This window comes from Mycetocola tolaasinivorans (assembly GCF_003667565.1).
In the GTDB taxonomy this organism is placed as follows: domain Bacteria; phylum Actinomycetota; class Actinomycetes; order Actinomycetales; family Microbacteriaceae; genus Mycetocola; species Mycetocola tolaasinivorans.
Window position 1 is genome coordinate 37,875 of record NZ_RCUX01000010.1, and the last position, 25,516, is coordinate 63,390.

The following is a 25,516-nucleotide window of genomic DNA, read 5'->3' on the forward strand; positions in this document are numbered from 1 at the left end:
TCCTGCCGGAATGATTCCACGGGTGTCCGGAGATTACCCCGCGCTGTCGTCCCGAGCCGCGTACGGGTCGACCGCCCGCCCAAGCGCCTCCTCCAGCGCCGTGAATAGTCCGTGCGACCACCAGGCAAAGTCGTGACCGCCGCGTACCTCGCGGTAGCTCACCGGGTATCCGGCCGCGCGGGCGCGGTCGCGCAGGCGTCGGCCCTGCGGGACCAGGATGCCCTCCTCCGAACCCAGCTGCATGATCAGAGCGCCGGTCTGGGGCCCGGGCGTCCGGATCGACAGGCGCTCGCTGACGTCTCCGGGTTCCTCGGCGTGAGGGCTCGGCTCGGTATCCGCGCGGAAGTGGAACGAACCGGACTGCACAATCCCGGTGTGCGCAATATCCGGGTGCTCGAGGACCAGCGCGCCCGCCGCGAGTCCCCCGTAGCTCTGCCCCGCCACCAGCGTGTTGGCCGGTGCGGGCAGCCCGCCCAGTTCCACGCTCAGCGCGGGCAATACCTCGCGGCGCAGGATCTCGGCGATGCGTGCGGGGTGGGGGAGATCCCGCGAGCGGTCCTCCGGGGAGATCGCCGAGATCATCGCGACCGCGAGCCCGGCCGCGGCGAAGCGGTCCAGCGCGGTGTGCAGGCCCAGGGCATCCCAGCGGTCGCCGTCAAAGAGCAGCAGCAATCGGGTAACCGGCTCTGGGGGTGTGTAGAGATAGACGGTGCGTTCGGGCGAGAGTACGGAGCGTGTGCGCAGCGTTCGATAGGTGCCCTCCGGCCGAGTCGACGCGGCCATGCCCGCCGACCAGACGGGGTGCGCGGCAAAGCCCGGCATCACGAGCATCGAGGAGGTCTCCCCGAGCGGATGCGGCAGGGTGCGCGGGTTCCGCGGATCCGGGCGACCGAGCTCATGGATCCGCAGCCACCCGGGGCGCTCCCGGCCGGCATCGCGCGGAATGTGGGCATCCGGTACAAACCGGTAACCGGCCAGGAGATCCTCGGGAATGAGATAGCTGATGTGCCGAATGGTGGTGCCCGGGATGCGTGCGAGCAGCGCCGGGGTGATATCCTCGCGGTGCGCATCGGTCAGCGAGTTGATGTGCACCATCACCTCGGGCTCATCGCCGCGCCACAGGAAGGTGACCTCACGCAGGGCCACACCGGCGATGTGCCGAGCCTCGCCGAGTACCGGCGACTCGGGCAGCGCGGCCCAGAAGGTCTCCTCGCTCTCGCCCGCGGCCAGGCGGTCCAGCCAGGCGGCAAACCAGGCCGGGTCGGCTGGGAGCGGGGCACCGGTCACGGCGGTCGGGGTGGGCGAAAGCTCGTTATCCACGGGTGTGGGTCTCCTCTTCAGTGGGCACGATCAGCGGGCGTCCGGTCACCGGGTCGGGAATTACCAGGGCGTCCACGCTAAACACGGTGCGGACGATGTCCGAGGTCACGACCTCCTCGGGGGTTCCGGTCGCGATCACTCGCCCCTCGTTGAGCGCGATCACGTGGTCGGCGTAGCGCGCGGCCTGGTTGAGATCGTGCAGCACCGCCACCAGCGTCTTACCCTCGTTCTGCACGAGCGAGCGGCACAGGCGCAGGGTGTCGAGCTGGTGGGAGAGATCGAGGTAGGTGGTGGGCTCATCCAGCAGTACCAGTGGGGTCTGCTGGGCGAGCACCATCGCGAGCCAGACGCGCTGGCGCTGGCCGCCGGAGAGCTCATCCACGTTGCGCTCGGCGAGGTGGGTGACCCCGGTCGCGGCCATCGCATAGCGGGTGGCCTCGCGGTCATCCTCGCTCCAGCGGCGCAGTAGCCCCTGATGGGCAAAGCGGCCGCGGGAGATCAGGTCGAGCACGGAGATGCCGTGCGGCGCCACCGAACCCTGCGGGAGCAGGCCCAGCCGTCGGGCGACCACCCGGGTGTCCAGCGAGTGAATGTCGGCACCATCGAGCAGCACGCTGCCCGCTCGCGGTTTGGTGAGCCGGGAGAGCGCGCTCAGCAGGGTGGACTTCCCGCAGGCGTTGGGGCCGATGATCACGGTGAACTTCCCCGCGGGGATCTCCACACTGAGGTTGTGAGCGACCACCGTGGTGTCGTAGCCGAGGGTGACGTCGCGGGCGTGCAGGGGTGAGGTCATGGTGTCTTCCGGATGAGGAGCCAAAGCAGGTAAAAGCCGCCGAGCACGCCGGTCATCAGACCGACCGGAAGCTTGGCGGAGATCGGCAGGACCTGGCCGAGCAGGTCGGCGGCGAGCAGCAGCGCCGCACCGAGGCAGGCAGAGGCGGCGAGCGGCACGTGAGACACGCGCACCAGGCGGCGGGCGAGGTGCGGAGCGGCGAGGGCCACGAACCCGATCGGGCCGGTGGCCGCGGTCGCGAGACCGACGAGGGCCACACCGGCCCCCATCGTGAGCAGGCGCACCCGCTCGGTTTTCACACCGAGCTGGCGGGCAAGTCCCTCGTCGAATTCGAGCGCGTTGAGGTGCCGCGCACCGAGGATGAGCGCGGGCAGCAGCAGGGCGAGCGCTATCGCCACGGTTGCGACGTTGTCCCAGCCCCGCAGGTTGAGCGTGCCGGTGAGCCACATCTGCGCGCCGATCGCGATGTCGAGGTGACCGCGGGTCAGCAGGATCACGGTCACCGCCTGGAGCAGCGCCCCGACCCCGATACCCACCAGGATCAGCCGCTGACCATCGGTCTCCCCGTTTTTCCGGGCGAGCACGTACACGGCGGTCGCGGTGACCAGGCCCCCGGCGATTGAGGCAAACCCCACGGCTACCGCGCCCGCTCCGGCGAGCATGATGGCTGCCACGGCACCGGTCGCGGCACCCGAGGTGAACCCGATCAGGTCGGGGGAGCCCAGCGCGTTTCTCGAGAGCGACTGGAACACCGCACCCGAGATTGCCAGGCAAGCCCCGGTGAACAGGCCGGTGAGTGCTCGCGGTAGACGGATCTCCCAGACGATCGCGGCCGCCGCGGGATCCCCCTGCCCGGCAAGGATGCTGAGTAGCTCGCCCGGGGAGAGCTCGAGCCGCCCCTGGCTGAGCGAGGCAAACCCGACCGCGAGCGCGATCCCAATCAGGATTACGCAGCAGATGATCGTGCGCGGATGCCAGCGCACACTGATCCGCCCGCGGTTCAGGCTCAGCGCCCGGAACCCCGGGGCGAGGGTGTCGTGTGGGGTCACAGCTGCACCAGCTTTCGGCGTCGCACGATAAGGATGAACACGGGGGCTCCGATCAGGGCCATCACGATGGCGGCCTGCAGCTCGCTCGGCCAGAGGATGAGGCGGCCAAGAATATCCGCGGCCAGCAGAAGATCGGCGGAGAGAATCATCGCGGTGGGGAGGAGCCAGCGGTGATCCGGCCCCACCAGGGTGCGCGCCAGCATGGGGGCGGCGAGGCCGACAAACGAGATCGGCCCGGCCGCGGCGGTCGCGCCACCGGCCAGCAGCACGATGCAGGTGCCGGTGAGTAGGGTGATCCGCATGGGCGAGGCTCCCACCGCACGGCTGAGGTCCTGCCCGAGGGCGGCCGCGTTGAGCGAGCGTCCGAGCAGCAGGGCGAGGATCAGGCCCGCGATGATCGCGAGTGCGGGGGCGAGAATTGCGTCCCAGGGCCGGCCCTGCAGCGAACCGGCGTCCCAGGCGCGGAACGAGGTGAACGCGGTGGGTACATTGAGCAGCAGCGCGGAGGTGTAGGCCCCGAGAATGGCCGCGCTCGCGGCCCCGGCGAGCACCAGGCGTACCGGGTTGCTCGGGGTGCGCAGCGCGCCACCCAGGGTGAACACCAGCACGGCGGCGGCCGCGGCCCCCGCGAACGCGAGCAGGATGCCGCCGAAGGAGGACAGCGCGGGGAAAAACACCAGCCCGGTCACAACCCCGGCGGCGGCCCCCGAGTTGATCCCCAACAGACCGGGCTCCGCGAGCGGGTTGCGGGTGAGCGCCTGCATTGCGGCCCCGGCCACCCCGAGGGCGCAGCCGGCGAGGATCCCGATGACCGTCCGCGGAAAGCGCAGGTGCGCGAGAATTACGTGGTCGTTATCGGTGCGGTCATACGCGGTGGCCGCCCGAAACAGCGTGCCAAACGGGATCACGTGGGAACCGATGGCGAAGCTGAGGATCACCAGAATGATCAGCAGTACTCCGCCACCGGTGAGAACCCAGGTGAGGTTTCGTTTACGCTCGGAGGGCATTGACCAGGGTGTTCGCGACTTCCAGCGCACTGTAGTAGTCGATCCGGAAGGAGTTCAGGCCGAGCGGAATCACGGTGCCGCCGTTCAGCGCGGGGATATTTGCAAACGGCGCGGCCGCGATCAGCTTCTCCTTCGTGGCGTCATCGGCGCTCACCAGCAGCACGGTGGGGGCCACGAGTGAGATCACCGAGTTTTCGGCGGAGACAAACTGGAAGTCCTTGCGGGCCGAGGCGTCGGGCTTATCGCCGGGGAACTCCGGGTTGGTCAGGGGTAGGCCCAGCTCGGTGAGCAGGGCGTTGTGCGGGCCGCTGGGCAGCGCGAACGCGGCATCCTCCTGGGCACCGTTGAACACGATGGCCTGAACGTCTCCGGCGGGCTTCACGATCTTGGCCTTCGCCTCGGCAATCTTCGCGGAGAAGTCGCTGATGGTCGACTCCACGTTCTTCTCCAGGCCGAGTGCCGGGCCGAGCTTGGTGGCGATGTCCTCCCAGCTCTGGGTGCTGTAGTTCAACGCGATGGTCGGTGCGATCTTGCTCAGCGCATCGTAGGCGTCCTTGGTGCTGTCGGCACCGGTGACGGAGATCACGATGAGGTCGGGCTTGGCCGCGGTGACCGCCTCGAGGTCGAGCTCCAGGTTGGGGTACAGCACCTCCACACCGCGCTTATCGGCCACGGGGCCCCACTGATCAAAGAATCCGCTCTTGTCCAGGCCATTGCCGGGGGTACCGGCGGCGGTGGCGAATACCGGGGCATCGATCGCGAGCAGCGTGCCGGTGAGGGTCAGCGAGGTCGACACCACCTTTTTGGGCTGGACCGGAATCGTCGTGTCACCCAGCTCGTGCGTGATGGTGCGCGGCCAGACACCGGAGTCGGTGCTGGAGGAGGCCGCGGGGGCCTCGGCGGTGGTGCCGCTCGCGGGGCCGCAGGCGGCCAGAGCTGCGGTGAGGCCGAGGGCGAGCGCGAGACTGCCGAGTGTTTTCAGCAGTCGCGGCGGGCGCACGGATGTGGTCATGAGGGTGTCTCCATATCTGGGGAAGGGCGGCCGAAGCCGGGGAAATCTGTGGGGCGCGGGACGCTAGTTCTCGGGGTCCTCGGCGTCCAGGGGCAGGTGATGATCGAGGTCTGCGACGCCGCGCTTCCAGTAGCCGGAAATATCGATCTGATTCCGGTCGAGGCCGCGCTCGCGCAGCAGGTGGCGGCGCAGCGGAATCAGTGCGCCGGCCTCGCCGGCCACCCAGACGAACGTGTTGCCGAGGTTTGTGGGCAGCTCCCCGATCGCGGTGGCGAGAGACTCCCCGGCGTCGCGGTACAGCCAGGTGACCGTCGCGTTGTCGCGGTGCGGAAGCTCGATCCGGGCCCCCGCGTGCGCAACCTCGGCAAACACCGTGAGGTGCGCGCAGTGCGGGGCCTCCTCGATCCAGCGGGTCAGCGCGGGCAGCGCGGTCTCATCGGCGCCCACCAGGTAGTGCGGATAGTCGGTGGGGAACAGCTCGGATCCCCGCGGGCCAATCACCCCCACGGTGTCGCCCACCGCGGCCCCGGCCACCCAGGCACCCACCGGGCCGTGCGGGTGCTCGACGCCCCACAGCACGAGTTCGGCGGGGGAGTCGGCGCTCGCCGGGGTGAATGCGCGCACCGTGTAGTCGCGCGAGCTCCAGGCGGCACCGTCCACGGGCGGCGCGAGGCGCCCGTCCACGATGCGGGGCAGGGTGAGCACGCCGGTTTTGGCATCGGGCACGATCAGCTTCACGTGTTCGGCCGCGGCCCCGGTCACGGAGGTGAGCGGCTGGGCCTCGAAGTCTCCGCGCAGGCGCAGCTCGACCAGCGTGGCCGAGAGGCGGCGGCGCGAGTGAACGGTGAGTGCCCGGGCGTGCAGGGGCTGACGGACCCGCTGGCTGCCCGGATGGACACGGTGCTGCTGGGGCAAGGCCCACCTCTTTCGGGTGTAATTAATCCGGTGAGTTTTTAGGTTAGGCGAGCCTATGTTTTAATATTTTGGTGGGATGGACATCGGGACTTCGAGTTTTGGACACCGCGGGTACCGACCCGGCCTTCTTCGCCGAGCCCCCGCGAGAAAGCTGGGGGTACGCGCACGAGGGGCATGAGCTCACCTGGGTGATCAGCGGCGGGGCGACGCTGGTGCTCGATGGCGCGCACTTCCGGGTGGATCCCGAGCGGGCGCTGTGGATTCCCGCGGGTCTCGCCCACGAGGTGCGCCCCGATCCAGGATCGCTGCTGCTGCCGCTGTACATCACCGTGGCCGAGTTCGGTGCGCGCGAGACGCGGGTACGGTCGATCGCGCGCACCCCGGAGATCGAGGAGGTGGGGCGCGTGCTGCTGCAGCCCGGGCTCACCACCGCCACCGAGCGGGCCGCAAAGATCGCGCTGCTGCGTCGCTGCGTGTGTGCGGAGGCTCCCGCCTCGGGCCCGCGCTATCCGGCCGATCCCCGAGCCCTCGGCGTTGCCCGCTCCCTCGCGGCATTCCCCGCCTCGCCGCTGAGTATGGAGCAGTGGGCCCGGCGTGCGGCAATTTCGGCGCGCACGCTGCAGCGGCACTTTGTTGAGGAGACCGGCTGCACCTTCGGTCAGTGGCGCACACACGTGCGGATGGCCGCAGCGAGTGATCTGCTGCGCGCGGGGCACTCGGTGGCCTACGTGGCCGTGCAGGTGGGGTACACGAACCCGCCGGCGTTCAGCACGGCGTTTGGGCGCGAGTTCGGGATGCCGCCGAGCGCGCTGCACCCCGAGCCTGTCGGGACCAGGTAGCGGCCGCTAAACGTGAGAAAGCCCGGACACCTGTGGTGTCCGGGCTTCCTTCGCCGATATTCGGGTTCGGCGGGGTACTGCGGGGGAGAACTACTTGGAGACGTGAGCGGCGACGAAGGCTGCGTAGCCCTCGAGCCAGGCCTTCAGGAATGCGGCGGTGCCCTCGTTGGTGACCTCACCGGACTCGGTGATCAGGCCCTCGGTGAACTGCAGGTAGACCTCGGGCTGGTTGAACAGCGTGGCGTCCGAGAAGTTCAGGATGCCCTTGAGGTGCTGCTGGGCAACGGCGGTACCGACGGCACCGATCGATGCGCCGACGACGGCGGAGGGCTTGCCCAGGGAGTTCTGGCCCCAGGGGCGGCTGGCCCAGTCGATGGCGTTCTTCAGTGCGCCCGGGATCGAGCGGTTGTACTCGGGGGTGACGTACAGGAGGGCGTCGGCCGCGGCGATCGCGTCCTTGAGGGCGGTGGCCTCGGCGGGGTAGGCACCATCCAGGTCGTGGTTGTAGAGCGGGAGGTCCTTGATCTCGATCTCAACGAGCTCGAGGTTCGCCGGTGCGAGGGCCTTCAGAGCGAGCGCAAGCTTGCGGTTGATCGAGTTGGCCGAGAGGCTACCGACGAGGTAACCGATGCGATAGGTGGTCATGGTGACCCTTTCTGATTCCGAATACGTTCCGCGGTTCTCCGGGAAGTCCATTCATATGAAACTAACTCATGCGGGGTTCCATTCCCGCATTTGGAACTTTTTCAAACTTTTTCAGATATTCCTGGGATCCGCCCCAATCCGCGGATCGAGCGGCTCCGAATAGATGACAAAACGGGAACAATTCACACAATGTCGGAGGGCAGTGTCTACGCTAGGTACTCACAACCGCACGCAAAACGTGCGAGATGGGGATGATCTGTGATCGAGTTTGACGGAATTTCGAAGCGCTTCCCGGATGGCACCCTCGCGGTGGACAACTTCTCGCTGCGCCTGCCCTCGCGCGAAATCACCGTGTTTGTCGGGTCTTCGGGCAGTGGCAAAACCACGCTGCTGCGCATGATCAATCGCATGGTCGAGCCCACCTCGGGTCGCATCCTGATCGACGATGAGGATGTCGCGCAGCTCAACCCCGTGACCCTGCGCCGCAGGATCGGCTACGTCATGCAGAACTCCGGCCTGCTGCCGCACCGCACCGTGTTGCAGAATATTGCCACCGTGCCGCTGCTCAACCGGGTACCCAGGGCCGAGGCCGTGGCGCGTGCCCGCGAGCTGATGGACACCGTGGGCCTCGACGCCGCCTTTGCGAACCGCTATCCCGCCGAACTCTCCGGCGGGCAGCAGCAGCGTGTGGGTGTGGCGCGTGGCCTGGCCGTGAACCCCAACATCCTGCTCATGGACGAACCCTTCGGTGCGGTCGACCCGATCGTGCGGCGCGAACTTCAGGAGGAGCTGCTGCGCCTCCAGCAGGAGCTCGCCAAGACGATCGTCTTTGTCACCCACGACATCGATGAGGCGTTTCTCCTCGGCGATCACGTCACGATCCTTGCCCGCGGCGGTCAGATCGCGCAGCACGGCACCCCGGATGAGATCCTGTCGAACCCCGCGAGCGAGTTTGTGGCCGACTTCATCGGTGCCGACCGCGGTCGGCGTGCACTGACGCTGCGCGAGAGTAACGGCCGCACCCTGGTGGTCGACGGCACCGGCCGGATCGCCGGCGTGCTCGGCGCCGAAACCGCGACCGGGCCGGTTTCGGTGGGCGCGGGTGGCCGCGACGAGCACCTGGGCGAAATTACCCTGGGTACCGAGGCGGCGGAGGCCCCACACGAGGTCGCTCCGGCCGTGAATGATGCGCCGACGGCGAGTGGCGTTCCGGAGGTGGATACTCCTCGATGAGTTGGCTCTTCGAGAACTTCTCCGATGTGTGGGCGCTCGCGGTCACGCACGTGGCGCTGAGTGTGCCGCCGATCCTGCTGGGGCTGATTATCTCCGTCCCACTGGGCTGGTTCGCGCACCGCTACCGCTGGGGGCGGGGCACGCTGCTGACCATCGCCGGGTTGCTGTACACGATTCCCTCGCTGGCGCTGATCATCGCGATGCCCACCATCCTCGGCACCCAGATTCTGGACCCAATCAACCTCATCGCGGCGCTCACGCTGTACGCCGTGGCGCTGCTCGTGCGCACCGCGGCCGATGCCTTCGACCAGGTCTCCCCGCAGGTGCTGGATGCCGCGACCGCGCTGGGCTATGGCCCGTGGCGCCGGTTCTGGCAGGTGCAGTTTCCGCTGGCCGCGCCCATCATCATCGCCGGAACCCGGGTGGTCTCGAGCAGCACGGTGAGCCTCGTGACACTCGGTGCGCTGGTGGGAATGAGCGGGCTGGGTTACCTGTTTACGGATGGTACCCAGCGGTCGTTCCCATTTGAGATCGGCGTGGGAATCGTCGGGACCGTGCTGATCGCGCTGATCTTTGATCTGATCATCGTGCTGATCGGCAAGGCCCTGCTGCCCTGGTCGCGGACCCGTCGCGTCCGTGCCAAGACCAACGCGGAGACCCTGGAGGTGACCACGAATGCTTGACGGCCTGAACTGGTTGCTGGATCCCGCGCACTGGAGTGGTTCGCGGGGTATTCCGACGCGCCTCCTGGAACACCTGGCGATTACCGGTCTGACCCTGCTGATCGCCGGTGTGATCGCGCTGGCCGCGGGCCTGGCCATCGGGCATACGCGCCGGGGGCGCGGTCTCGTGGTGGGGCTGAGTGGCGCACTGCGCGCGATGCCCACGCTCGGGCTCCTGGTGTTTATCGCGGTGCAGTTCGGGTTCGGGGTGCGCCTGGCGATCATTCCGACGCTGATCGTGCTCGTGGTGCTCGCGATTCCGCCGATTCTGGCCGGCGCGTATGCCGGGGTGGAATCCGTGGATCCCGCCACGGTGGATGCCTCGCGTGCGCTGGGCCTCACCGAGTGGCAGATCCTGTGGCGGGTGGAGTTCCCGCTCGCCCTGCCGCTGATCGTGGGCGGGCTGCGCTCGGCGATGCTGCAGGTGGTCGCGACCGCCACGGTCGCCGCCTACATTTCCCTCGGCGGTCTCGGCCGCTTCCTGTTTGATGCCCTTCCGCTGCGGGACTACCCGCAGATGCTCGCCGGGGCGATCCTCGTCGCGGCGCTGGCACTCATCCTTGACCTCCTATTCCTGCTCGTGGGTAAGGCGGTGCTCCCCGCGGGGGTGCGCGCGACCCGCGGCACTAGACGCAGTAAAACCCCTACCGAAAGGACAGCAGCATGAACATTCGTGGAGCAAAACGGGGACTGACCCTGGCCCTGGCAGCCGGTACGATTTTTGCCCTCAGCGCGTGCGCGAGTGGTGACCCGTTGAGCGGTGGTGGCGGCAGTGCCGCGGCCGATACGATCGCGATTGGTTCGGCCGCGTTTGCGGAGAACGAGATCATCGCGCAGATTTACTCCCAGGCGCTCGAGGCCAAGGATATCAAGGTCGACTTTAAGGGACAGATCGGTCAGCGTGACGTCTACCTGAAGGCGCTGGAGGACGGTTCGCTGGACATCGTGCCCGAGTACTCGGGTAACCTCCTGCAGGCGTTCGACAAGAACTCGACGGCGGCAACCTCGGCGGAGGTCGAGAAGGCGCTCGGTTCGGCCCTCACCAACGGGCTGTCGGTGTTGAAGGCCTCGCCGGCCGAGAACAAGGACTCCTACAACGTGACCAAGGAGTTCAGCGAGCAGAACAACGTGAAGAGCCTCGCGGATCTCGCGGGTCTTGACCGTGACCTGACCGTGGGCGGTAACCCCGAGCTGGAGCAGCGCCCCTATGGCCCTCCCGGGCTGGAGTCGATCTACGGGCTGAGCGCCGCGAAGATCAAGTTCGTGCCGCTGAGTGACTCGGGCGGACCGCTGACCGTGGGTGCGCTGAAGGATGGCACCGTGGACCTGGCGGACATCTTCTCGACCACCCCGGCGATCAAGGAGAACGGTTTCGTGACCCTTGAGGACCCGAAGAACATGATTCTGCCGCAGAACGTTATTCCACTGGTGAGCAAGAAGGCTAACACCGAGAAGGTGGCCGATGTGCTCAACAAGGTGTCTTCCGAGCTGACCACCGAGGACCTCATCGAGCTCAACGGTAAGAACCAGGGTGCCGAGAAGGCCAGCCCCAAGCAGCTGGCCACCGACTGGCTGAAGGCCAAGAAGCTGATCTAGTTTCGCCCGCAGTAACGTATACCGCCCGCCCGGATCTTGATCCGGGCGGGCGGTGTTTTTCTGCCATCGCGGTCGAGAATTGCCGGTATCTATTTTCTCTAATGACGAGTAACATCGTCCATAAGTGACTTTATGGCTATTTGGGTCGTCGTTATCTGAGGAGTGTTCATGGCTGTTGAGCTGTCGGTACCCGTCGTGCAGGCCGCCAGGAGCATGGGGGAAGACCTCGCGGGTTGGCGCAAGATTCTGGGGCTCACCACCACGCAGGTGGCCGAGCGGGCGGACATCAGCCGGGACACCCTGCGCAAGGTGGAGCGGGGGGACCCCACGGTGAGCTTCCACGTTGTGCTGCGCGTCGCGCGTGCGCTGGGGGTCTTGAAGACCCTGGCCGACGCCCTTGACCCGCTGAGCACGGACCTCGGCCGAGCCCGTGCGGGGCTGCTTGAGCGAAAGCGCGTGCGCTTCCCGAAATCGAGTTAGTGGCCTGATATCTCCCGCCTGGATCCGCGATACGGGCGGGCGGTTTTTGCGCGGAAGAGGTAACGGTTTGCTGGGATCTCGGGGGAGGGTGGACTTCTCGTGGGGATGTCCGCAATAATCGGGAACCATTATGTCTGACACCGGTGTGAGCGAATACAACCTTCCGAAAGCCGATACTCGGCCCGATCGACTGGCTCGCGTGCCGTGGCGCGCGGTCACCATCTTCACGCTGGTGGCGTGGGGGCTCGCCTGGCTGGTGATCCTGCCGCTGTGGCTCACCAACGAGGACAGCCCCGTGCGGCCGCTGCTGACCGGCACGCTGCCGCTGGTGATGATGTTTACGCCGCTGCTCGCGGTGCTCGTGGTGGTGTTTGCGCTGAGGGTGCCGCGCGGGGAGCGGCTGCGGTTCCTCGGCGTCTGGCCGCTGCGCCCGGCCAAGCGCGTGGTGTGGTTCATGGTGTTGGCCACGATCGTTCCGCTCCTGCTGGTCGCGGCGACGCTGGGCATTTCGACGCTGTTCGGGTGGGTAACGCTCGACCTCGTGAACTTCTCCGGGTTCAAGGAGCTGGCCGGCGGCGCACTACCCGTGGACGATTCGCTGCTGGGCGTTATCGTTATCACCCAGATCCTGACGATCCCGTTTGCTGCCCTGTTCAACACGATTCCCGCGCTGGGTGAGGAGATCGGCTGGCGGGGCTGGCTCCTGCCGGCGCTGCGCCCGCTGGGTCTCTGGCCCGCTCTCATCGTGAGCGGCGTGATCTGGGGCCTGTGGCACACACCGATCATTCTGCTGGGGCACAACTTTGGGCTGACCAACGGCTTTGGTGTGCTGCTCATGGTGGTGGGCTGCGTGTTCTGGGGTGTGCTGTTTGGCTGGGTGCGGCTGCGCACCGGATCGATCTGGCCCGCCGCCATCGGTCACGGATCCCTCAACGCAGCCGGTGGCCTGGTGTTCCTCGTGACCCAGGCGGGTGCCCCGATGGATCTCGCGCTGGTGAACCCGCTGGGCGTCTCGGGCTGGATCGTGCTGGCCGTGATCGTGCTGGTGCTGTACCTCACCGGCCAGTTCAAGCACGAGCCGCAGCTCGCACCGCGGCGCGTTCCCACGGCCTAAAACACCGCACCCGCCCGGATCAGTATCCGGGCGGGTGCGGTGTTTCGGGCGTGAGCCCGGCGTCGACGGGTCGTGACTAGTCGGTGCCGGTTTCGAACGCGGAATCCTGCATCTGAGGGCACGTCGACGATCTGGCGTCATCACAGCGTGCAATTGGTGCCATTTGAATTCCATCGAACCGGCGTTTTGTTAGCTTCGTGAATAGAAATGCCCCGCGCACGGACGCGTATGGGGTAGTTGCAACTGGGATCATTTTCAGGACTGGAGCACTCAATGAAGAAAACAACTCGGCATCTGTCAGCTCTAGACGCGTCGGTAACGCTCATCTTGGGGACTTTGATATTGCCGCCAGCTGCGCATGCGGGCGGAACCAGCGTTGCGCTTTCACATGGTGCAGCCGGCAGCACCATTCTTGACGTTTGGGGGTCTTCCCGAACGGTCACTGCGGCTGCTGTGAGTCACGGTCACAGCGCTGAACCGTGGCTTAGTTATTGCGGTGTGCGAGGAAAGGTCTGGGGCACCTTGGCAAACGGTCGCCAGTACATCAAAAGGTCAGGATTCTCCTCGGGGTGCTTCCCTATCGGATTCACTAGTCGTACCGCAGGAACTGTGGTTCTCAAACACGGCACGATGATTAAGGGGCAGTCGTACCATGATGGCAGTTGGGCCCCGGGAATACCGCAGCTCCTGATCCGGGCATAACGTGAGAGCCCCGCTGCCTCGTCGCAGATCGACCAGGTGCGCTGTGACGATACTTTTCGCCAGCGTAGTGCTCGGTCTGGTGTCATGCGCGGCCGAACCTACCGCGGCGCCATTTGATATTGCCCTGGTGAAAGAATCGACAACTCCCTTTCAATTGACCATTCTTGAAGACGGTGTTGTCACCGCGGCAGAGTACGAGAGTGCGGTCCTGGCGCACCGCTCGTGTGTGGAAAATGCTGGGGCATCACCGGGAGAAATTGAATCGCTGGGACACAACCAGCGCGGCTTCCAGGTGGAGATTATTGCGGACACTGAAGAGGAGGCGGCCCGCATCGATTCCCTGGCGGAAGCCTGCCATGGTGAATACCTGTCGGACGTAGCCGACGTGTGGGTCTACCAGCAGCTCCTCAGTGAAAAGGAACTCGACGCGATCCGCCCGGACGTGGCGTCCTGTCTGCGTGACGTGGGGATAAAAGTCTCGGATACATTCACGATGAAGGAACTGTATACCCAGCTTGAAAGGCTTGCGAACACCTCGGCTCTTCAACCGTGTATGGATCGTTACCCCGAGTTCTTCGTACAATCCCCCCGGCAGGATTCCACCCCGGGTCGCGCTCGCTGATGTCGCGCCGCAACCTGCTTATTTGGGTGGTGACGGCGGGGGCACTGGCGATTCCGTTGGCCGGGCTCGCGGCGGGCACAGCCCTCACTATGCAGATCGCTCGTGAAACCATTCAACCAGATGTCGGTTCGGCTGTTTATCCCGCAGTTCGAGGCCCGCTGGCCCCCGAGATAAACGTCGAACTGGCGTTGGAGTGGTCTGAGTCCGCCTCGGTGCTTTCTCCTGCTTGGACGGGCACTGTAACGGGGGTTTCGATCGTCCCCGGGGGAACGCTAACAGCGGGCGATCGCCCCGTTCACATCGACAATGTATCGCGCATCGCCTATCACTCTGCTGCTCCCCTTATTGCTCCGGTCGAGGCGAGTAGCCCGTTGGCCTGGCGTAAAATCGTTATAGACCTTTTCCACCGTTTGGGCCATCAGGGTGGCGAGACCAGTCGGCAACCGTTCGCCACGATTGTTCGCACGATTGCGCAGGATCTCGGAGTCCCCGACGCCCAGGACGTTGATTCATTTGACCCCGCATGGGGCATTTGGCTTCCCCAAGAATCGATCACAATTGGCCGGCACCTCCCCGCCATCGGAGCGGTTGCTCCCGCTCAGGGTGAGCCCATATTTGAGACACCGCGCATGCTCGAAACCATTGCACTCTCTGATGGATCCCCTCCCGTCGTACGGCCCGAAACGCCCCTGAAACTCAGAACATCCGGGGTGGAAATCGAGGTGACGGAGTTTCCGATCACCGACGCTGAATCATTGATGGTGCTCGCAACGGCCGTCGGCGCGGATAACCCGGAAACCCTCCCAGGGAAGATCGTCAACGAATCCTTTGGCGAAGGATGGGTTGTACCCGCCAGCGCACTTCTTATTGGGAAATCAGATGCCTACTGCATTGTCATTCCTGCTGCGCCTGGAACCCAAGCCGAGGCAGCATCACCTGATGCCGCAGTCACCCCGGTCTCCGTTATTAGCGGCGCACCACCCGGCGTTGCATGGATCGCGGGAGAGCTGCCAAATGAGTTGCGGGTGTTCTCCCATCCGCTCCGCGAGGACGGAAAGCTTGCATGCCCCTCATCATGACCGATGTGGACTATGCCTTCCCCTCCGCAAGGGCCCCGCTGTTTTCTCAGTTGTCACTCACATTCCAGGAAGGAGCGTTGACCGCCGTATCGGGGCCCAGCGGAAGTGGAAAATCCACTCTCCTGGACCTTCTTGGTGGGCTGCGGGAGCCTACCTCGGGCCATATCTACAGTGAGATTCGCGGTGTCCGTGGCCCCGTCACCGCCGCGTCTTGGATTGTGCAGCACAATCCTGTTCTCCTGGGCAGGACTGCTGCAGAGAACGTTGCCCTTTCACTCCTCTCCGCCGGAAGCACCCACCGTGACGCCCGCAGGAACGCCGTGAAAATGCTTGGAGAGATGGGTCTTGAAGACCGAGTTGACGAACCAGTCAGCCGTCTCTCGGGCGGAGAAATCCAGCGTGTCTGTATCGCCAGATGCCTTCTTGGCCCATCGTCAGTGATTCTTGCCGATGAACCCACCGGTCAACTTGATCGAGAAAACTCCACTCTTATATATCACGCGCTAAAGCGCGCGGCCTTTATGGGCCGGATCGTTGTTATCGCCACCCACGATGCAATCCTCATGCAGGATTGCGACCGCAACATTGTACTCGATAAGGGGAAGCGTGACATATCAGCCTCGATATAGCACTCTCTGTCGAGAGGGAGTGCTATCTCTCCACGCTCGGGGACGGGCGGCGCTCAGCATCTCTGTCCTCGTGTTCTTCTTGGCGATGACCACGCTAATTGTCGAAGGGCACTCGCTGGGAGCGTTAAAGGCTCAGCTCAGCACCTTTGAAGAGGCTGGCGGAAATGTTCTCGTGGTGGACGCTGAAGGCGCATCCATACCTCAGCAACCTTGCTCGACGCTTTCCGACGTTCGGGGGGTCATCCGGGCGGGAGCGATGGTGGGCGTTGCAACCGTCCACTCAAGCATTGAGCCCTCGATATCTTTCCGCCAGGGAACGGTGTCTGCCGAGTATCTGATGATCCTTAGCCCAGACTGGGACGCCACGCCGGGTGCCGTTCTGGGGCCCGAAGCATCAGATACGGTGGGCCTTGCGCCTGGGTCAGAGCTGCGGTTGGGGGAGAGTGAAACCGATACCCGGTTTGGATCTGCGCTGCCCGCATCGCCACGAGCTGCAGATCGGGCGAGATGGATATATAACGTGCGGGTGGTGAGTGACGAAGACGCCATCCGGGAGTGTTGGGTGCAGGCCAACTCTGGATATCTCAATCAGGTTCGGGAGGCGGCCGCGGCTGCGTTCAGCGGGACTGATGCACTCCGGATCAGATCGTTGGTGGACCCCGGATCTGCACAATCCGCTATCGCCGGTTACGACTCTCGGCTCACCGGTTGGCTGTGGCTGGTCGTAGGGCCCATCATTGGCGGGGTGATCCTGACGCACCTTCGTGCCCGAGCATCGGAATACGCGCTGTATCGAGTGAGTGGATTTGCCGCCCAGGATGTCGCTCTCATCTCCTACTTGGAGATCATCATTCTTGTACTACTTCCATCTCTAATCGCAGCGAGCGCAGCTGCGATGTTTTTTGCAGGTCGGGGAACTCTGGACGCAGATGTCTTCGCGGTCGTTAGCACGACGACGTTGAAGATCGTCGGTTCGGGCATCGTCGTAGCCGTCGCCCTTGGATTCGGTTTGGTACTGTCCAGTGACCTCGGCCGGACGATGAAGGGCCGCGGTTAGAAAACACCGCACCCGCCTGGATCAGTATCCGGGCGGGTGCGGTGTTTCGGGCGTGAGCCCGGCGCAGACGGGTCGTGACTAGTCGGTGCCGGTTTCGAACGCGGCCGAGAGGCCGAGGGTGTCGGCGTCGGCGTCGATGCCACCAACGGCCTCGGCGATCTTCGCCGCGGCACCCTGCTCCAGCTCGCCCACGAGCTCGGCGGTTGCGCCGCCGACCATGCCGAGGGCGGCGTACTGCTCGAGGCGGGCACGCGAGTCGGCGATGTCGAGGTTGCGCATGGTCAGCTGACCGATGCGGTCCTCCGGGCCAAACGCGGCACCGACGGTGCGCTCCATCGAGAGCTTCTCGGGGTGGTAGCTGAGGTTCGGACCCGTGGTGTTCAGGATCGTGTAGTCGTCGCCGCGACGCAGTCGCAGGGTGACCTCACCGGTGATGGCCGAGCCCACCCAGCGCTGCAGCGACTCACGCAGCATCAGGGCCTGCGGGTCGAGCCAGCGGCCCTCATACATCAGGCGACCGAGCTTGCGGCCGTCGGTGTGGTAGCTGGTGAGGGTGTCCTCGTTGTGGATGGCGTTGACCAGGCGCTCATAGGTGATGTGCAGCAGCGCCATACCCGGAGCCTCGTAGATACCGCGAGACTTGGCCTCGATGATGCGGTTCTCGATCTGGTCGGAGGTGCCCAGGCCGTGACGGCCACCGATGGCGTTGGCCTCGTAGACCAGTGCAACCGGGTCGGTGTACTCGACGCCGTTGATCGCGACGGGGCGGCCGGCCTCGAAACGTACCGACACCTCCTCGGTGGCGATCTCAACGTCTTCGCGCCAGGCGGCCACACCCATGATGGGCTCAACGATGTCGAGGCCGGCGTCGAGGAACTCCAGCTTCTTCGCCTCGTGGGTGGCACCCCAGATGTTGGCGTCGGTCGAGTAGGCCTTCTCGGCGGAGTCGCGGTAGGGGTAACCGTGCTGCACGAGCCACTCGCTCATCTCCTGGCGGCCACCGAGCTCCTCCACAAACTGGCTGTCGAGCCAGGGCTTGTAGATGCGCAGCGCGGGGTTGGCCATCAGGCCGTAGCGGTAGAACCGCTCAATGTCGTTGCCCTTATAGGTGGATCCGTCGCCCCAGATCTCGACGCCGTCCTCCTTCATGGCACGCACCAGCAGGGTGCCGGTGACGGCACGACCGAGCGGCGTGGTGTTGAAGTAGGTCTTGCCGCCGGAGCGCACGTTGAAGGCACCGGTCTGGAGGGCGATGAAGCCCTCCTCCACGAGTGCACGCTTGGCGTCGACAAAGCGGGCCAGCTCGGCACCGTACTCGAGGGCACGGGCGGTGACGCCGTCAATGTCGGGCTCGTCGTACTGACCGATATCGGCGGTGTAGGTGCAGGGGATCGCGCCCTTGTCGCGCATCCACGCGACTGCACAGGAGGTATCGAGGCCGCCGGAGAAGGCAATACCGACGCGCTCGCCTACGGGGAGAGAAGAAAGAACCTTGGACATGTCTTTATCCTAGGTGCGCGGCGAGCCTCCGCGCACCTGCGCGAGGCGTGCATCGGTGCAGGTTTCTGATCATGAGACCCGCAGAATCGACCCGGTCAGGCACCGGCACCGTGATTCCCCCTTATAGGGGTGCGCCAAATTCCCAGGCGGAACCCCGCGGATTTCTCTCGGAAACCCGGGAAAATCCGGGAAAAAACGGCCGGGGGAGGACGTGTCGGGTATCGCGCGGTAGGCTGGAGGGGTGACAGAACATAACCTGCTCGGAATCCCGGAAACCCGCCTCCCGGACGAACCGGAGGTTAGCCGCGCCCTGAAGAAGGCCGTGGGCATCGACGAACTCGAAGCGATCGTTGCGGCAAACCCGTCGTCCTCGCTCGCCTGGTCGGCATACGCCGCGGCCATCGCGAACCCCGCGCGGCCCATCGCCGGGTACTCCGCCGCACGCGTCGCCTATCACCGTGGGCTCGATGCACTGCGCAAGGCCGGCTGGCGTGGGCAGGGGCCGATCCCCTGGTCGCATGAGCCCAACCGCGGTGTGCTGCGCGCGCTCTACCTGCTGCGTCGCGCCGCGCTGGACATCGGCGAAACCGCCGAGGTCACCCGCCTCACCGAGTTCCTGCGCGACGCCGATGAAACCGCCATCGCCCAGATCGAGAACGAAAACACCCCGGTCGAGCCCGCCCCGACCACCGAGGCGTTCTTCATCCGCGGCCTGGATTAGGCCGTCGCGGCGGTTCGAGAAACCGTCACCGCAACACCGCTCTGTGAGCGCGCCCGACCGCGCCTCCACCATAAATTTGTACGTGCAGCACCGAAAGAGGGAACACCACCATGCCCGGAATCGTGATCGTAGGAGCCCAGTGGGGCGACGAAGGTAAGGGGAAGGCCACCGACCTCCTCGGTTCGCGTATCGACTACGTGGTCAAGTTCAACGGTGGAAACAACGCCGGCCACACCGTGGTTGTGGGCAACGAGAAGTACGCCCTGCACCTGCTGCCCTCGGGTATCCTGACCCCGGGCGTCACCCCGGTGATCGCCAACGGTGTCGTGGTTGACCTCTCGGTCCTGTTCCAGGAGCTCGAAGCCCTCTCGGCTCGCGGCGTGGACGTCTCCAAGCTGCGCATCAGCGCCAACGCCCACATCATCACCCACTACCACCGCACCCTCGACAAGGTCACCGAGCGCTTCCTCGGCAAGCGCCAGATCGGTACCACCGGTCGCGGCATCGGCCCGGCCTACGCCGACAAGATCAACCGTGTGGGCATCCGCGTTCAGGACCTGTTTGACGAGAACATCCTGCGCCAGAAGGTCGAGGGCGCCCTCGGCGTCAAGAACCACCTGCTGCTCAAGGTCTACAACCGTCGCGCCATCACCGTCGACGAAATCATGGAGGACCTGCTCAGCTACACCGAGCGTCTGCGCCCCATGGTTGTTGATGCCTCGCTCGAGCTCAACCGTGCGCTCGACCGCGGCGAGAACGTGCTCTTCGAGGGTGGCCAGGCCACGATGCTCGACATCGACCACGGCACCTACCCGTTCGTGACCTCGTCTTCCGCCACCTCGGGCGGTGCCGCCACCGGTTCCGGTGTGGCTCCGAACCGTCTCGACCGCATCATCGGCATCGTCAAGGCCTACACCACCCGCGTGGGTGCCGGCCCGTTCCCCACCGAGCTGTTCGACGCCTCCGGCGACTACCTGCGCGCCAAGGGCTTCGAATTCGGCACCACCACCGGCCGTCCGCGCCGCGTGGGCTGGTACGACGCCCCGATCGCGCGCTACACCGCGCGCATCAATGGCGTCACCGACTTCGTGCTCACCAAGCTCGACATCCTCGATGAGCTCAAGACCATCCCCGTCTGCGTCGCCTACGACGTCGACGGTGTGCGCCACGACGAGGTGCCGGTCTCGCAGACCGACTTCCACCACGCCACCCCCATCTACGAGGAGTTCCCCGGCTGGGAAACCGACATCAGCGGTATCCGCGAGTTCGATGACCTCCCCGAGAACGCCCGCAACTACGTGCTCGCCCTGGAGAAGATGAGCGGTTCGCGCATCTCCGCCATCGGCGTGGGCCCGGGCCGCGACGCCATCATCGTGCGTCACGACCTGATCGGCTAACACCCCATGACGAACGACCCCGCCACCCCGGAACAGAAACCGGTGAGCCGCCGAGAGGCGCACACACCGGCCACGACCGAGGGGGCGGGGTCTTCCTCATCCGTGCCCGAGGACGCCATTGCTGGGCCTGCCGCCGCGGCACCGCCGCAGCGCTCGCGCGCCCGCCGCATCGCCGGCCTCATCACCAAGATCGTCTCCTGGGTCGTCATCGGGGCCGCCGCCGCCCTCATCATCGCTTTTGTGCTGGTGCCCCGCGTCACCGGCGCCACCCCCTACACGGTGCTCACCGGATCGATGCGCCCCAGCATGCCGCCCGGCACCACCGTCGTCGTGCGCCCCGTCGAGTTCGACACCATCCGGGTGGGCGACGTCATCACCTACCAGATCGCCTCCGGCAAGCCCGAGGTCGTGACCCACCGCGTGATCGCCGTCAACATCACCCCCGAGGGCCCACGCCTCGAAACCAAGGGCGACGCCAACCCCGCACCCGACCAGAACCCCATCCGGCCCGAACAGGTGCGCGGCAAGGTCTGGTACTGGGCACCGGTCGTGGGCTACCTCAGCCAGGGCGTCCAGACCGACACCCGCACCTGGATCGCCCGCGGCATCGGCATCGCCCTGATCGGATACGCCGGCTACCTCGTGGTCAGCGCCGTCCGCGGCCGCGCCCGCCGCCGAGCCGAAGAACACGCCGCCGAGGAACACACGATCGAGGAGCACACGACCGAGGAACACTCGGCCGAAGAGCACGACGCCGAAACCCCGCGCTAACCGCACGATCACAACCGCACCTCACCCGCATTCCCACCGCAAGATTGCGGGGTGAGGTGCTTTTTTGTGCCCAAAATCATCCGAAACGACTCTCAAGCGGGGGACAACCCCAAAGATTTCTTGCGCAAGGCGGACAATTCCGTGTCCCCCTTAAGCCCCATTTGGGGGACATTTTGCACAGAATATGCATTTGCGCAGCGTCAATATCTCAAATCTTGAGCTTTTCTTGAGCAAATGGTGTCCCCCGCGCGAAAAAAAGGGAAACGTTGTCGCGATTGCGGCGTTCATCTTGAGGCGGGCTCGCAATTATTGAGTCAACGGCAAGCGAGAACAACCCGAAACTGTTCTCACCGCGGAGAACACCCCCAACGTTCTCGCAGCCAGAGGGTGACCCCAAGCACCCACCCCGAGACCAACCCGAAATTGATCTCACCCGGGACCAACCCGAAATTGGCCCCACCGAGGACAACCCGAAACCCGTCCTCACCGGGGCCACCCGAAACCGCATCCCGAGCTCAACCCGAAACTGAGCTCACCCGATGCAGCGGCCTCACCTCCCCCCATGACGCCTCCCCCCAAAAGGACACCCACCATGAAGAAGACCACCACTGCCGCCATCGCCGCTACCCTCGGCGCAGCCCTGCTGCTCGGCGGCGCCGGAACCCTCGCCTACTGGACCGACACCAAGGATGCCTCCCCCCAGGTCATCAACTCGGGTAACCTCGAGCTCGGTCAGATCGACTCCGCTACCTGGAGCGTTCAGCAGATCGTTGGCGACAAGAAGAGCGACGCGGTAAAGGTTGACCCGAACAACTTCCGCATCGTTCCGGGTGACGTTCTCACCACCACGGTCAACGTGCCGGTAACCCTCGTGGGCACCGACATCAAGGCCAGCCTCAAGGTGGATGACATCTACTGGGAGTCCAGCTCGCTGCGCGACCAGCTCACCCCGACCGTCGTCAGCATCAACGGCCAGGCTCCGGTAAACGGTGCCGTCACCATCGCCGCGACCCCCGGTCAGAGCACCGTGAACGTGCCCGTCGTGGTTTCGGTCTCCTACAAGTGGGACGGCGCAACCCAGCGCGCAAACAACCGCGGTGAGTTCAGCAACAGCGCCACCCTGCGCGCCAAGTACGTCCTGACCCAGGTACCCGTTACCCAGAAGTAAGCCACGTGAGGCCGAGGTTCCCCCCAATCTCGGCCTCACGGATACGTCACCCCGCACCATCGGTGGCGTATCACCCCCGGTGCGCGGGCTACGCCCCGCCGGGTGGGACATCGCCAGCGTTGATGCCCCGGTCTGAGCCCCGCTCAGCGAAACGATCGGCCCCGCGAGTATTCCCCCAAGCCTCGCGGGGTCGATCCCCCTTATCTCCCCCATGACAGAAGAGGACCAGGCCGTGCGTAAACTCATCGCCGCAGCGCTCGCTTCCCTCGTGGGTGCCGCCCTCCTCTTCGGCGGTGCCGGAACCCTCGCGTTCTGGACCGACAGTAAGGATGCGGCTCCGCTCACCATCCAGTCCGGATCGCTGAGCATCGGCCCGATCGGATCGGAAGCCGCCACCTGGACCCTCGGTCAGGATGTGCCCGGCGGCCGCGGATCCGCGGCCGTACGCTACACCGGCCAGGCCCTCGTGCCCGGCGACATTCTCACCGCAACCGTGAACGTTCCGGTTGAACTCGTGGGAACCGATATGGCCGCGAGCCTCGCCGTTTCCGCCCTCACCGTCACCGCCGCGAGCGGTAAGGCGGCCGACCAGGGTCTCGCGCAGAGCCTCGTCACCCGGGTGGTCAGCGTTGGTAGCGCCCAGGCAGGCCCCGACGGCCAGGCCCCCACCGCGACGATCCGTGGAGACGTACGTACCGTGCCGGTCGTGATCAGCGCGACCCTGCCCTGGGCCACGACGTCCGCAATGTCCGGTAGCGTAAAGCTCGCAATGACCTACACCCTGACCCAGCAGCCGATCGGAGCCGCCTCGTGAGCACCGATCAGCGCACCCCCGATGCCACGGAAACCGAGCGCACCCCGCTGATTCGCCGGCTGTTCCGCACCCGCACCTCACGGATCGTGACCACCGCCGTGCTGGCCGCCATCACCGGCTTCGCGCTGCTGGGCGGCCCGGGCACCATCGCCTACCTCAGCGATCAGGCAGAGGGCCCCAGCGCCACGATCTCGGCCGCCGCGGGTCTCACCGCCACCGCCACCGCGAAGGTCGACACCGTGACCACCGGCTCTTCCCGCTTCACCGTGGCCGCGCCCGGCACCGGCATCGTCCCGGGCGTGCGCGCCCAGCGAATCAGCTTCGTCGTGACCGCTGGCGCCAGCAACCCCACCCAGACCGTGGTTGCGGGCAAGATCTCGGCCACCGCCACCCCGCTGGGCGTCACGATGTGGGGGCGCGGCGCGCTCCTCATCGGCTCGGAGGGCACCGCCGGCTGCGTCGTGAGCGACGCCCGCCTGGTGGAGGGAAAGCTCATCGCCGATGTGTCAATGTCCGCCGGAGCAACCCTGAAGGCCGGGGAGAGCTGCACGATCACCGTCAACGTTGCCGTGCCGGCGACCCTCGCCGATGGCACCGATGTGGCCCGCGAAATGCGCGCCCAGCAGAAGGCCCCCGTCGCAAGCTTCGCGCTGGATGCAACCCTGACCCAGGTACCCCGATCGGAGGAGCGCCCGTGAAGCTTCGTCCCCGCATGATCGCGCTCGGCGTCGGGCTCGCCCTCGTCGCCGTGGGTATTCCCACCGCCGTGACCGGTGCCGCCCTGAACGTTTCCGTCTCGGCCACCGCCGACACCGCAATGGGTTCCTACTGCACCGTTCCGGACAGCACGGTCAAGAAAAACGTCTACTCGCTCTCCGACTTCCAGCAGGTCGGCGATACCCGCATGCTCATCGTCCCGGTCGTGCGCAGCGCACAGTACCTGCCCACCGAGGGCATCGAGGCATCGCCCGGTCAGCTCGGTGTGCGGCTCTGGGGCTGCGCCGACACACTGCCCGCCGGTTCCGTGAAGGTAACCGCCTGGCGCTCCACCGAGACCCCGGCTCGCACCGACTTCTCGGTCATGCCCGCCGGCGGCAACTATGCCGTCGCCCGGGTGAACCCCACGAGCACCCTCGGCACATCGCTGCGTCAGTTGCACGCGGGCGATGCTACGGTCCCGGCCGGTGCACCGGCCGGAGGCCCCCAGGCCGCGCCGATCCCGACCTCCACCGCACGGTTCTCCTGGATCGTTGACGCCTCCCGAAACAGCGGTGCCCGCGCGGGTGCCGCCGCGGCCTGCACCGGGATCAACTGCGTCGCCCTGCCCTCCGCCGCTGCCCCGATCAACACAGTGTTCTCCGGAAACGCCGCGGCTCCCGCGTCGGGTGCGGTCAACGCAAACTCGGCCGTGTACTTCGCCGGAAACTACTACGCTCCCGGTGGCACCTGGCCGAACGGTTCGAACGGAAAGCCCGCGGCCCCCGCCGTGCGCAACACCGTGCTGAGCACCCCAGCCGCGGGTGCAAACCCGCTCGCTGACACCACCGGCAACGTTTTGCAGTGGGTGGTCCTGGAATGGACCGGCGCCACCGCTCCGTCGACCTTTGAGATTGAGGTGTTTGCCGGATGAGTCTGCGCAGGATCGTGGCGGGCGGGGCGCTCGCCCTCGCGCTGACCGTCGCCGTACCCACCGTCGCGCTGGCCAGCCCGGCCGATCGCTCGATCGAACTGACCGGAAGCGGCCACGGCGAAATCGGCGACATGTTCGGTGCCCAGCTGCTGATCCCCGGTAGCCGGATCTCCGCCGACTTCAACGTGGTGCGCCGCGGTGGGGGAGTGTCCTCGCTCTCGATGGAGATGCTCGCGGATCTGGACCCGAAGGGTGCGCTGGGTCAGGCGGCCCTCGTCACCGTACGGACCCCGCTGGCCGAGGAAACCTCGGTTCTCGGTGATCTTCTGCTCGCGCACTCCACGATGGATCTGGGCACCGGATCCGAGCAGGTGACCCCGGTTCACCTCGAGATCGCCCTGCCTGCGGAGTCTGGCAACGGCACCATGGCACGCACCGTGCCCTTCCGTATTCGGGTGACCGCCCAGGATCGCACCGCCACGCCGGAGGTGATTCCCGCGGGACACGGCTCGGTGGGTAACGGATCGGGCTGGCTCTCCGAGACCGGTTCGAACACCGGGGTGTGGCCCTGGATCGGCGGAATTACGCTCGTTATCGGTGCCGCGGCGCTGATTGTGGCCCGCCGCAGACGCTCCCGCGACTAGCGACTCATCCCCGATGCTCGTCTGATTCGGAGCATTCCCACGGCTTTCTGACGCATT

The 25,516-nt window shown here is 65.9% G+C and carries 27 protein-coding genes; 19 read left to right on the forward strand and 8 right to left on the reverse strand.

Features of this window, described 5'->3' with window-relative positions:
- Nucleotides 1-33 precede the first annotated feature (33 nt).
- The 6 genes from D9V32_RS12525 to D9V32_RS12550 form a co-directional block, all read right to left on the reverse strand.
- Entirely contained in the window at nucleotides 34-1,320 is a 1,287-nt protein-coding gene (locus D9V32_RS12525) for an enterochelin esterase domain-containing protein (protein WP_121649258.1), read from the reverse strand.
- Nucleotides 1,313-2,113 (reverse strand): ABC transporter ATP-binding protein, encoded by an 801-nt coding sequence (locus D9V32_RS12530; RefSeq protein ID WP_121649259.1) that lies wholly within the window; start codon nucleotides 2,111-2,113, stop codon nucleotides 1,313-1,315. The genes D9V32_RS12525 and D9V32_RS12530 overlap by 8 nt, the downstream gene beginning before the upstream one ends.
- Nucleotides 2,110-3,162, reverse strand: a complete 1,053-nt coding sequence (locus tag D9V32_RS12535) for a FecCD family ABC transporter permease (protein ID WP_121649260.1) — start codon at nucleotides 3,160-3,162, stop codon at nucleotides 2,110-2,112. The genes D9V32_RS12530 and D9V32_RS12535 overlap by 4 nt, the downstream gene beginning before the upstream one ends.
- Entirely contained in the window at nucleotides 3,159-4,169 is a 1,011-nt protein-coding gene (locus D9V32_RS12540) for a FecCD family ABC transporter permease (protein WP_121649261.1), read from the reverse strand. The genes D9V32_RS12535 and D9V32_RS12540 overlap by 4 nt, the downstream gene beginning before the upstream one ends.
- Nucleotides 4,153-5,181 (reverse strand): Fe2+-enterobactin ABC transporter substrate-binding protein, encoded by a 1,029-nt coding sequence (gene fepB / locus D9V32_RS12545; RefSeq protein WP_121649262.1) that lies wholly within the window; start codon nucleotides 5,179-5,181, stop codon nucleotides 4,153-4,155. Before fepB ends, D9V32_RS12540 begins: the two co-directional genes overlap by 17 nt.
- Nucleotides 5,182-5,244: 63 nt before the next feature.
- Nucleotides 5,245-6,096: a siderophore-interacting protein gene (locus D9V32_RS12550; protein WP_121649263.1), complete on the reverse strand. Its 852-nt coding sequence runs from the start codon at nucleotides 6,094-6,096 to the stop codon at nucleotides 5,245-5,247.
- A 71-nt stretch (nucleotides 6,097-6,167) separates the two neighbouring features.
- Between D9V32_RS12550 and D9V32_RS12555 the strand changes: the two genes are divergently transcribed.
- On the forward strand, nucleotides 6,168-6,935 hold the full coding sequence (locus D9V32_RS12555) for a helix-turn-helix transcriptional regulator (RefSeq protein WP_147440477.1): 768 nt from the start codon (nucleotides 6,168-6,170) through the stop codon (nucleotides 6,933-6,935).
- 90 nt (nucleotides 6,936-7,025) lie between these two features.
- Here D9V32_RS12555 and D9V32_RS12560 read toward each other — a convergent pair whose 3' ends face one another.
- Nucleotides 7,026-7,580 (reverse strand): NADPH-dependent FMN reductase, encoded by a 555-nt coding sequence (locus D9V32_RS12560; RefSeq protein WP_121649265.1) that lies wholly within the window; start codon nucleotides 7,578-7,580, stop codon nucleotides 7,026-7,028.
- A gap of 258 nt (nucleotides 7,581-7,838) precedes the next feature.
- Between D9V32_RS12560 and D9V32_RS12565 the strand changes: the two genes are divergently transcribed.
- From D9V32_RS12565 to D9V32_RS12605, 10 genes are all read left to right on the forward strand, one after another.
- Complete coding sequence (locus D9V32_RS12565; RefSeq protein WP_121649266.1) at nucleotides 7,839-8,813, forward strand: ABC transporter ATP-binding protein; 975 nt, start codon at nucleotides 7,839-7,841, stop codon at nucleotides 8,811-8,813.
- Nucleotides 8,810-9,496 carry an ABC transporter permease gene (locus D9V32_RS12570; RefSeq protein ID WP_121649267.1) on the forward strand — a complete coding sequence of 229 codons (687 nt, stop codon included), beginning with the start codon at nucleotides 8,810-8,812 and terminating at the stop codon, nucleotides 9,494-9,496. The genes D9V32_RS12565 and D9V32_RS12570 overlap by 4 nt, the downstream gene beginning before the upstream one ends.
- A complete protein-coding gene (locus D9V32_RS12575) occupies nucleotides 9,489-10,202 on the forward strand; it encodes an ABC transporter permease (RefSeq protein ID WP_121649268.1) in 714 nt (237 codons plus the stop codon). The genes D9V32_RS12570 and D9V32_RS12575 overlap by 8 nt, the downstream gene beginning before the upstream one ends.
- Nucleotides 10,199-11,131, forward strand: coding sequence for an ABC transporter substrate-binding protein (locus tag D9V32_RS12580; protein ID WP_121649269.1), 933 nt, complete (start codon nucleotides 10,199-10,201; stop codon nucleotides 11,129-11,131). Before D9V32_RS12575 ends, D9V32_RS12580 begins: the two co-directional genes overlap by 4 nt.
- Before the next feature lie 168 nt (nucleotides 11,132-11,299).
- Nucleotides 11,300-11,611 (forward strand): helix-turn-helix transcriptional regulator, encoded by a 312-nt coding sequence (locus D9V32_RS12585; protein ID WP_121649337.1) that lies wholly within the window; start codon nucleotides 11,300-11,302, stop codon nucleotides 11,609-11,611.
- A gap of 130 nt (nucleotides 11,612-11,741) precedes the next feature.
- Nucleotides 11,742-12,725 carry a CPBP family intramembrane glutamic endopeptidase gene (locus tag D9V32_RS12590; protein ID WP_121649270.1) on the forward strand — a complete coding sequence of 328 codons (984 nt, stop codon included), beginning with the start codon at nucleotides 11,742-11,744 and terminating at the stop codon, nucleotides 12,723-12,725.
- 745 nt (nucleotides 12,726-13,470) lie between these two features.
- Nucleotides 13,471-14,049 carry a hypothetical protein gene (locus D9V32_RS12595; protein ID WP_147440478.1) on the forward strand — a complete coding sequence of 193 codons (579 nt, stop codon included), beginning with the start codon at nucleotides 13,471-13,473 and terminating at the stop codon, nucleotides 14,047-14,049.
- Nucleotides 14,049-15,128, forward strand: a complete 1,080-nt coding sequence (locus D9V32_RS16090) for a hypothetical protein (protein WP_147440479.1) — start codon at nucleotides 14,049-14,051, stop codon at nucleotides 15,126-15,128. The genes D9V32_RS12595 and D9V32_RS16090 overlap by 1 nt, the downstream gene beginning before the upstream one ends.
- Nucleotides 15,113-15,757 (forward strand): ABC transporter ATP-binding protein, encoded by a 645-nt coding sequence (locus D9V32_RS12600; RefSeq protein WP_121649272.1) that lies wholly within the window; start codon nucleotides 15,113-15,115, stop codon nucleotides 15,755-15,757. Before D9V32_RS16090 ends, D9V32_RS12600 begins: the two co-directional genes overlap by 16 nt.
- Nucleotides 15,735-16,814 carry a hypothetical protein gene (locus tag D9V32_RS12605; RefSeq protein WP_147440480.1) on the forward strand — a complete coding sequence of 360 codons (1,080 nt, stop codon included), beginning with the start codon at nucleotides 15,735-15,737 and terminating at the stop codon, nucleotides 16,812-16,814. Before D9V32_RS12600 ends, D9V32_RS12605 begins: the two co-directional genes overlap by 23 nt.
- A gap of 78 nt (nucleotides 16,815-16,892) precedes the next feature.
- Here D9V32_RS12605 and argG read toward each other — a convergent pair whose 3' ends face one another.
- Nucleotides 16,893-18,314 (reverse strand): argininosuccinate synthase, encoded by a 1,422-nt coding sequence (argG, locus tag D9V32_RS12610; protein ID WP_121649274.1) that lies wholly within the window; start codon nucleotides 18,312-18,314, stop codon nucleotides 16,893-16,895.
- Between the two features lie 241 nt (nucleotides 18,315-18,555).
- On the opposite strand from argG, the gene D9V32_RS12615 reads away from it, so the two are divergent.
- From D9V32_RS12615 to D9V32_RS12650, 8 genes are all read left to right on the forward strand, one after another.
- Nucleotides 18,556-19,035, forward strand: coding sequence for a DUF3151 domain-containing protein (locus tag D9V32_RS12615; RefSeq protein WP_121649275.1), 480 nt, complete (start codon nucleotides 18,556-18,558; stop codon nucleotides 19,033-19,035).
- A gap of 110 nt (nucleotides 19,036-19,145) precedes the next feature.
- A complete protein-coding gene (locus D9V32_RS12620; RefSeq protein ID WP_121649276.1) occupies nucleotides 19,146-20,432 on the forward strand; it encodes an adenylosuccinate synthase in 1,287 nt (428 codons plus the stop codon).
- Between the two features lie 6 nt (nucleotides 20,433-20,438).
- Nucleotides 20,439-21,203, forward strand: coding sequence for a signal peptidase I (locus tag D9V32_RS12625; RefSeq protein ID WP_121649277.1), 765 nt, complete (start codon nucleotides 20,439-20,441; stop codon nucleotides 21,201-21,203).
- Nucleotides 21,204-21,795: 592 nt separating this feature from the next.
- On the forward strand, nucleotides 21,796-22,371 hold the full coding sequence (locus D9V32_RS12630) for an alternate-type signal peptide domain-containing protein (protein ID WP_183086308.1): 576 nt from the start codon (nucleotides 21,796-21,798) through the stop codon (nucleotides 22,369-22,371).
- A 211-nt stretch (nucleotides 22,372-22,582) separates the two neighbouring features.
- On the forward strand, nucleotides 22,583-23,185 hold the full coding sequence (locus tag D9V32_RS12635; protein ID WP_121649279.1) for an alternate-type signal peptide domain-containing protein: 603 nt from the start codon (nucleotides 22,583-22,585) through the stop codon (nucleotides 23,183-23,185).
- Nucleotides 23,182-23,883 (forward strand): hypothetical protein, encoded by a 702-nt coding sequence (locus D9V32_RS12640; protein WP_121649280.1) that lies wholly within the window; start codon nucleotides 23,182-23,184, stop codon nucleotides 23,881-23,883. The genes D9V32_RS12635 and D9V32_RS12640 overlap by 4 nt, the downstream gene beginning before the upstream one ends.
- On the forward strand, nucleotides 23,880-24,815 hold the full coding sequence (locus D9V32_RS12645) for a hypothetical protein (RefSeq protein WP_147440481.1): 936 nt from the start codon (nucleotides 23,880-23,882) through the stop codon (nucleotides 24,813-24,815). Before D9V32_RS12640 ends, D9V32_RS12645 begins: the two co-directional genes overlap by 4 nt.
- A complete protein-coding gene (locus D9V32_RS12650; RefSeq protein WP_121649282.1) occupies nucleotides 24,812-25,459 on the forward strand; it encodes an LPXTG cell wall anchor domain-containing protein in 648 nt (215 codons plus the stop codon). Before D9V32_RS12645 ends, D9V32_RS12650 begins: the two co-directional genes overlap by 4 nt.
- Nucleotides 25,460-25,516: the final 57 nt, after the last annotated feature.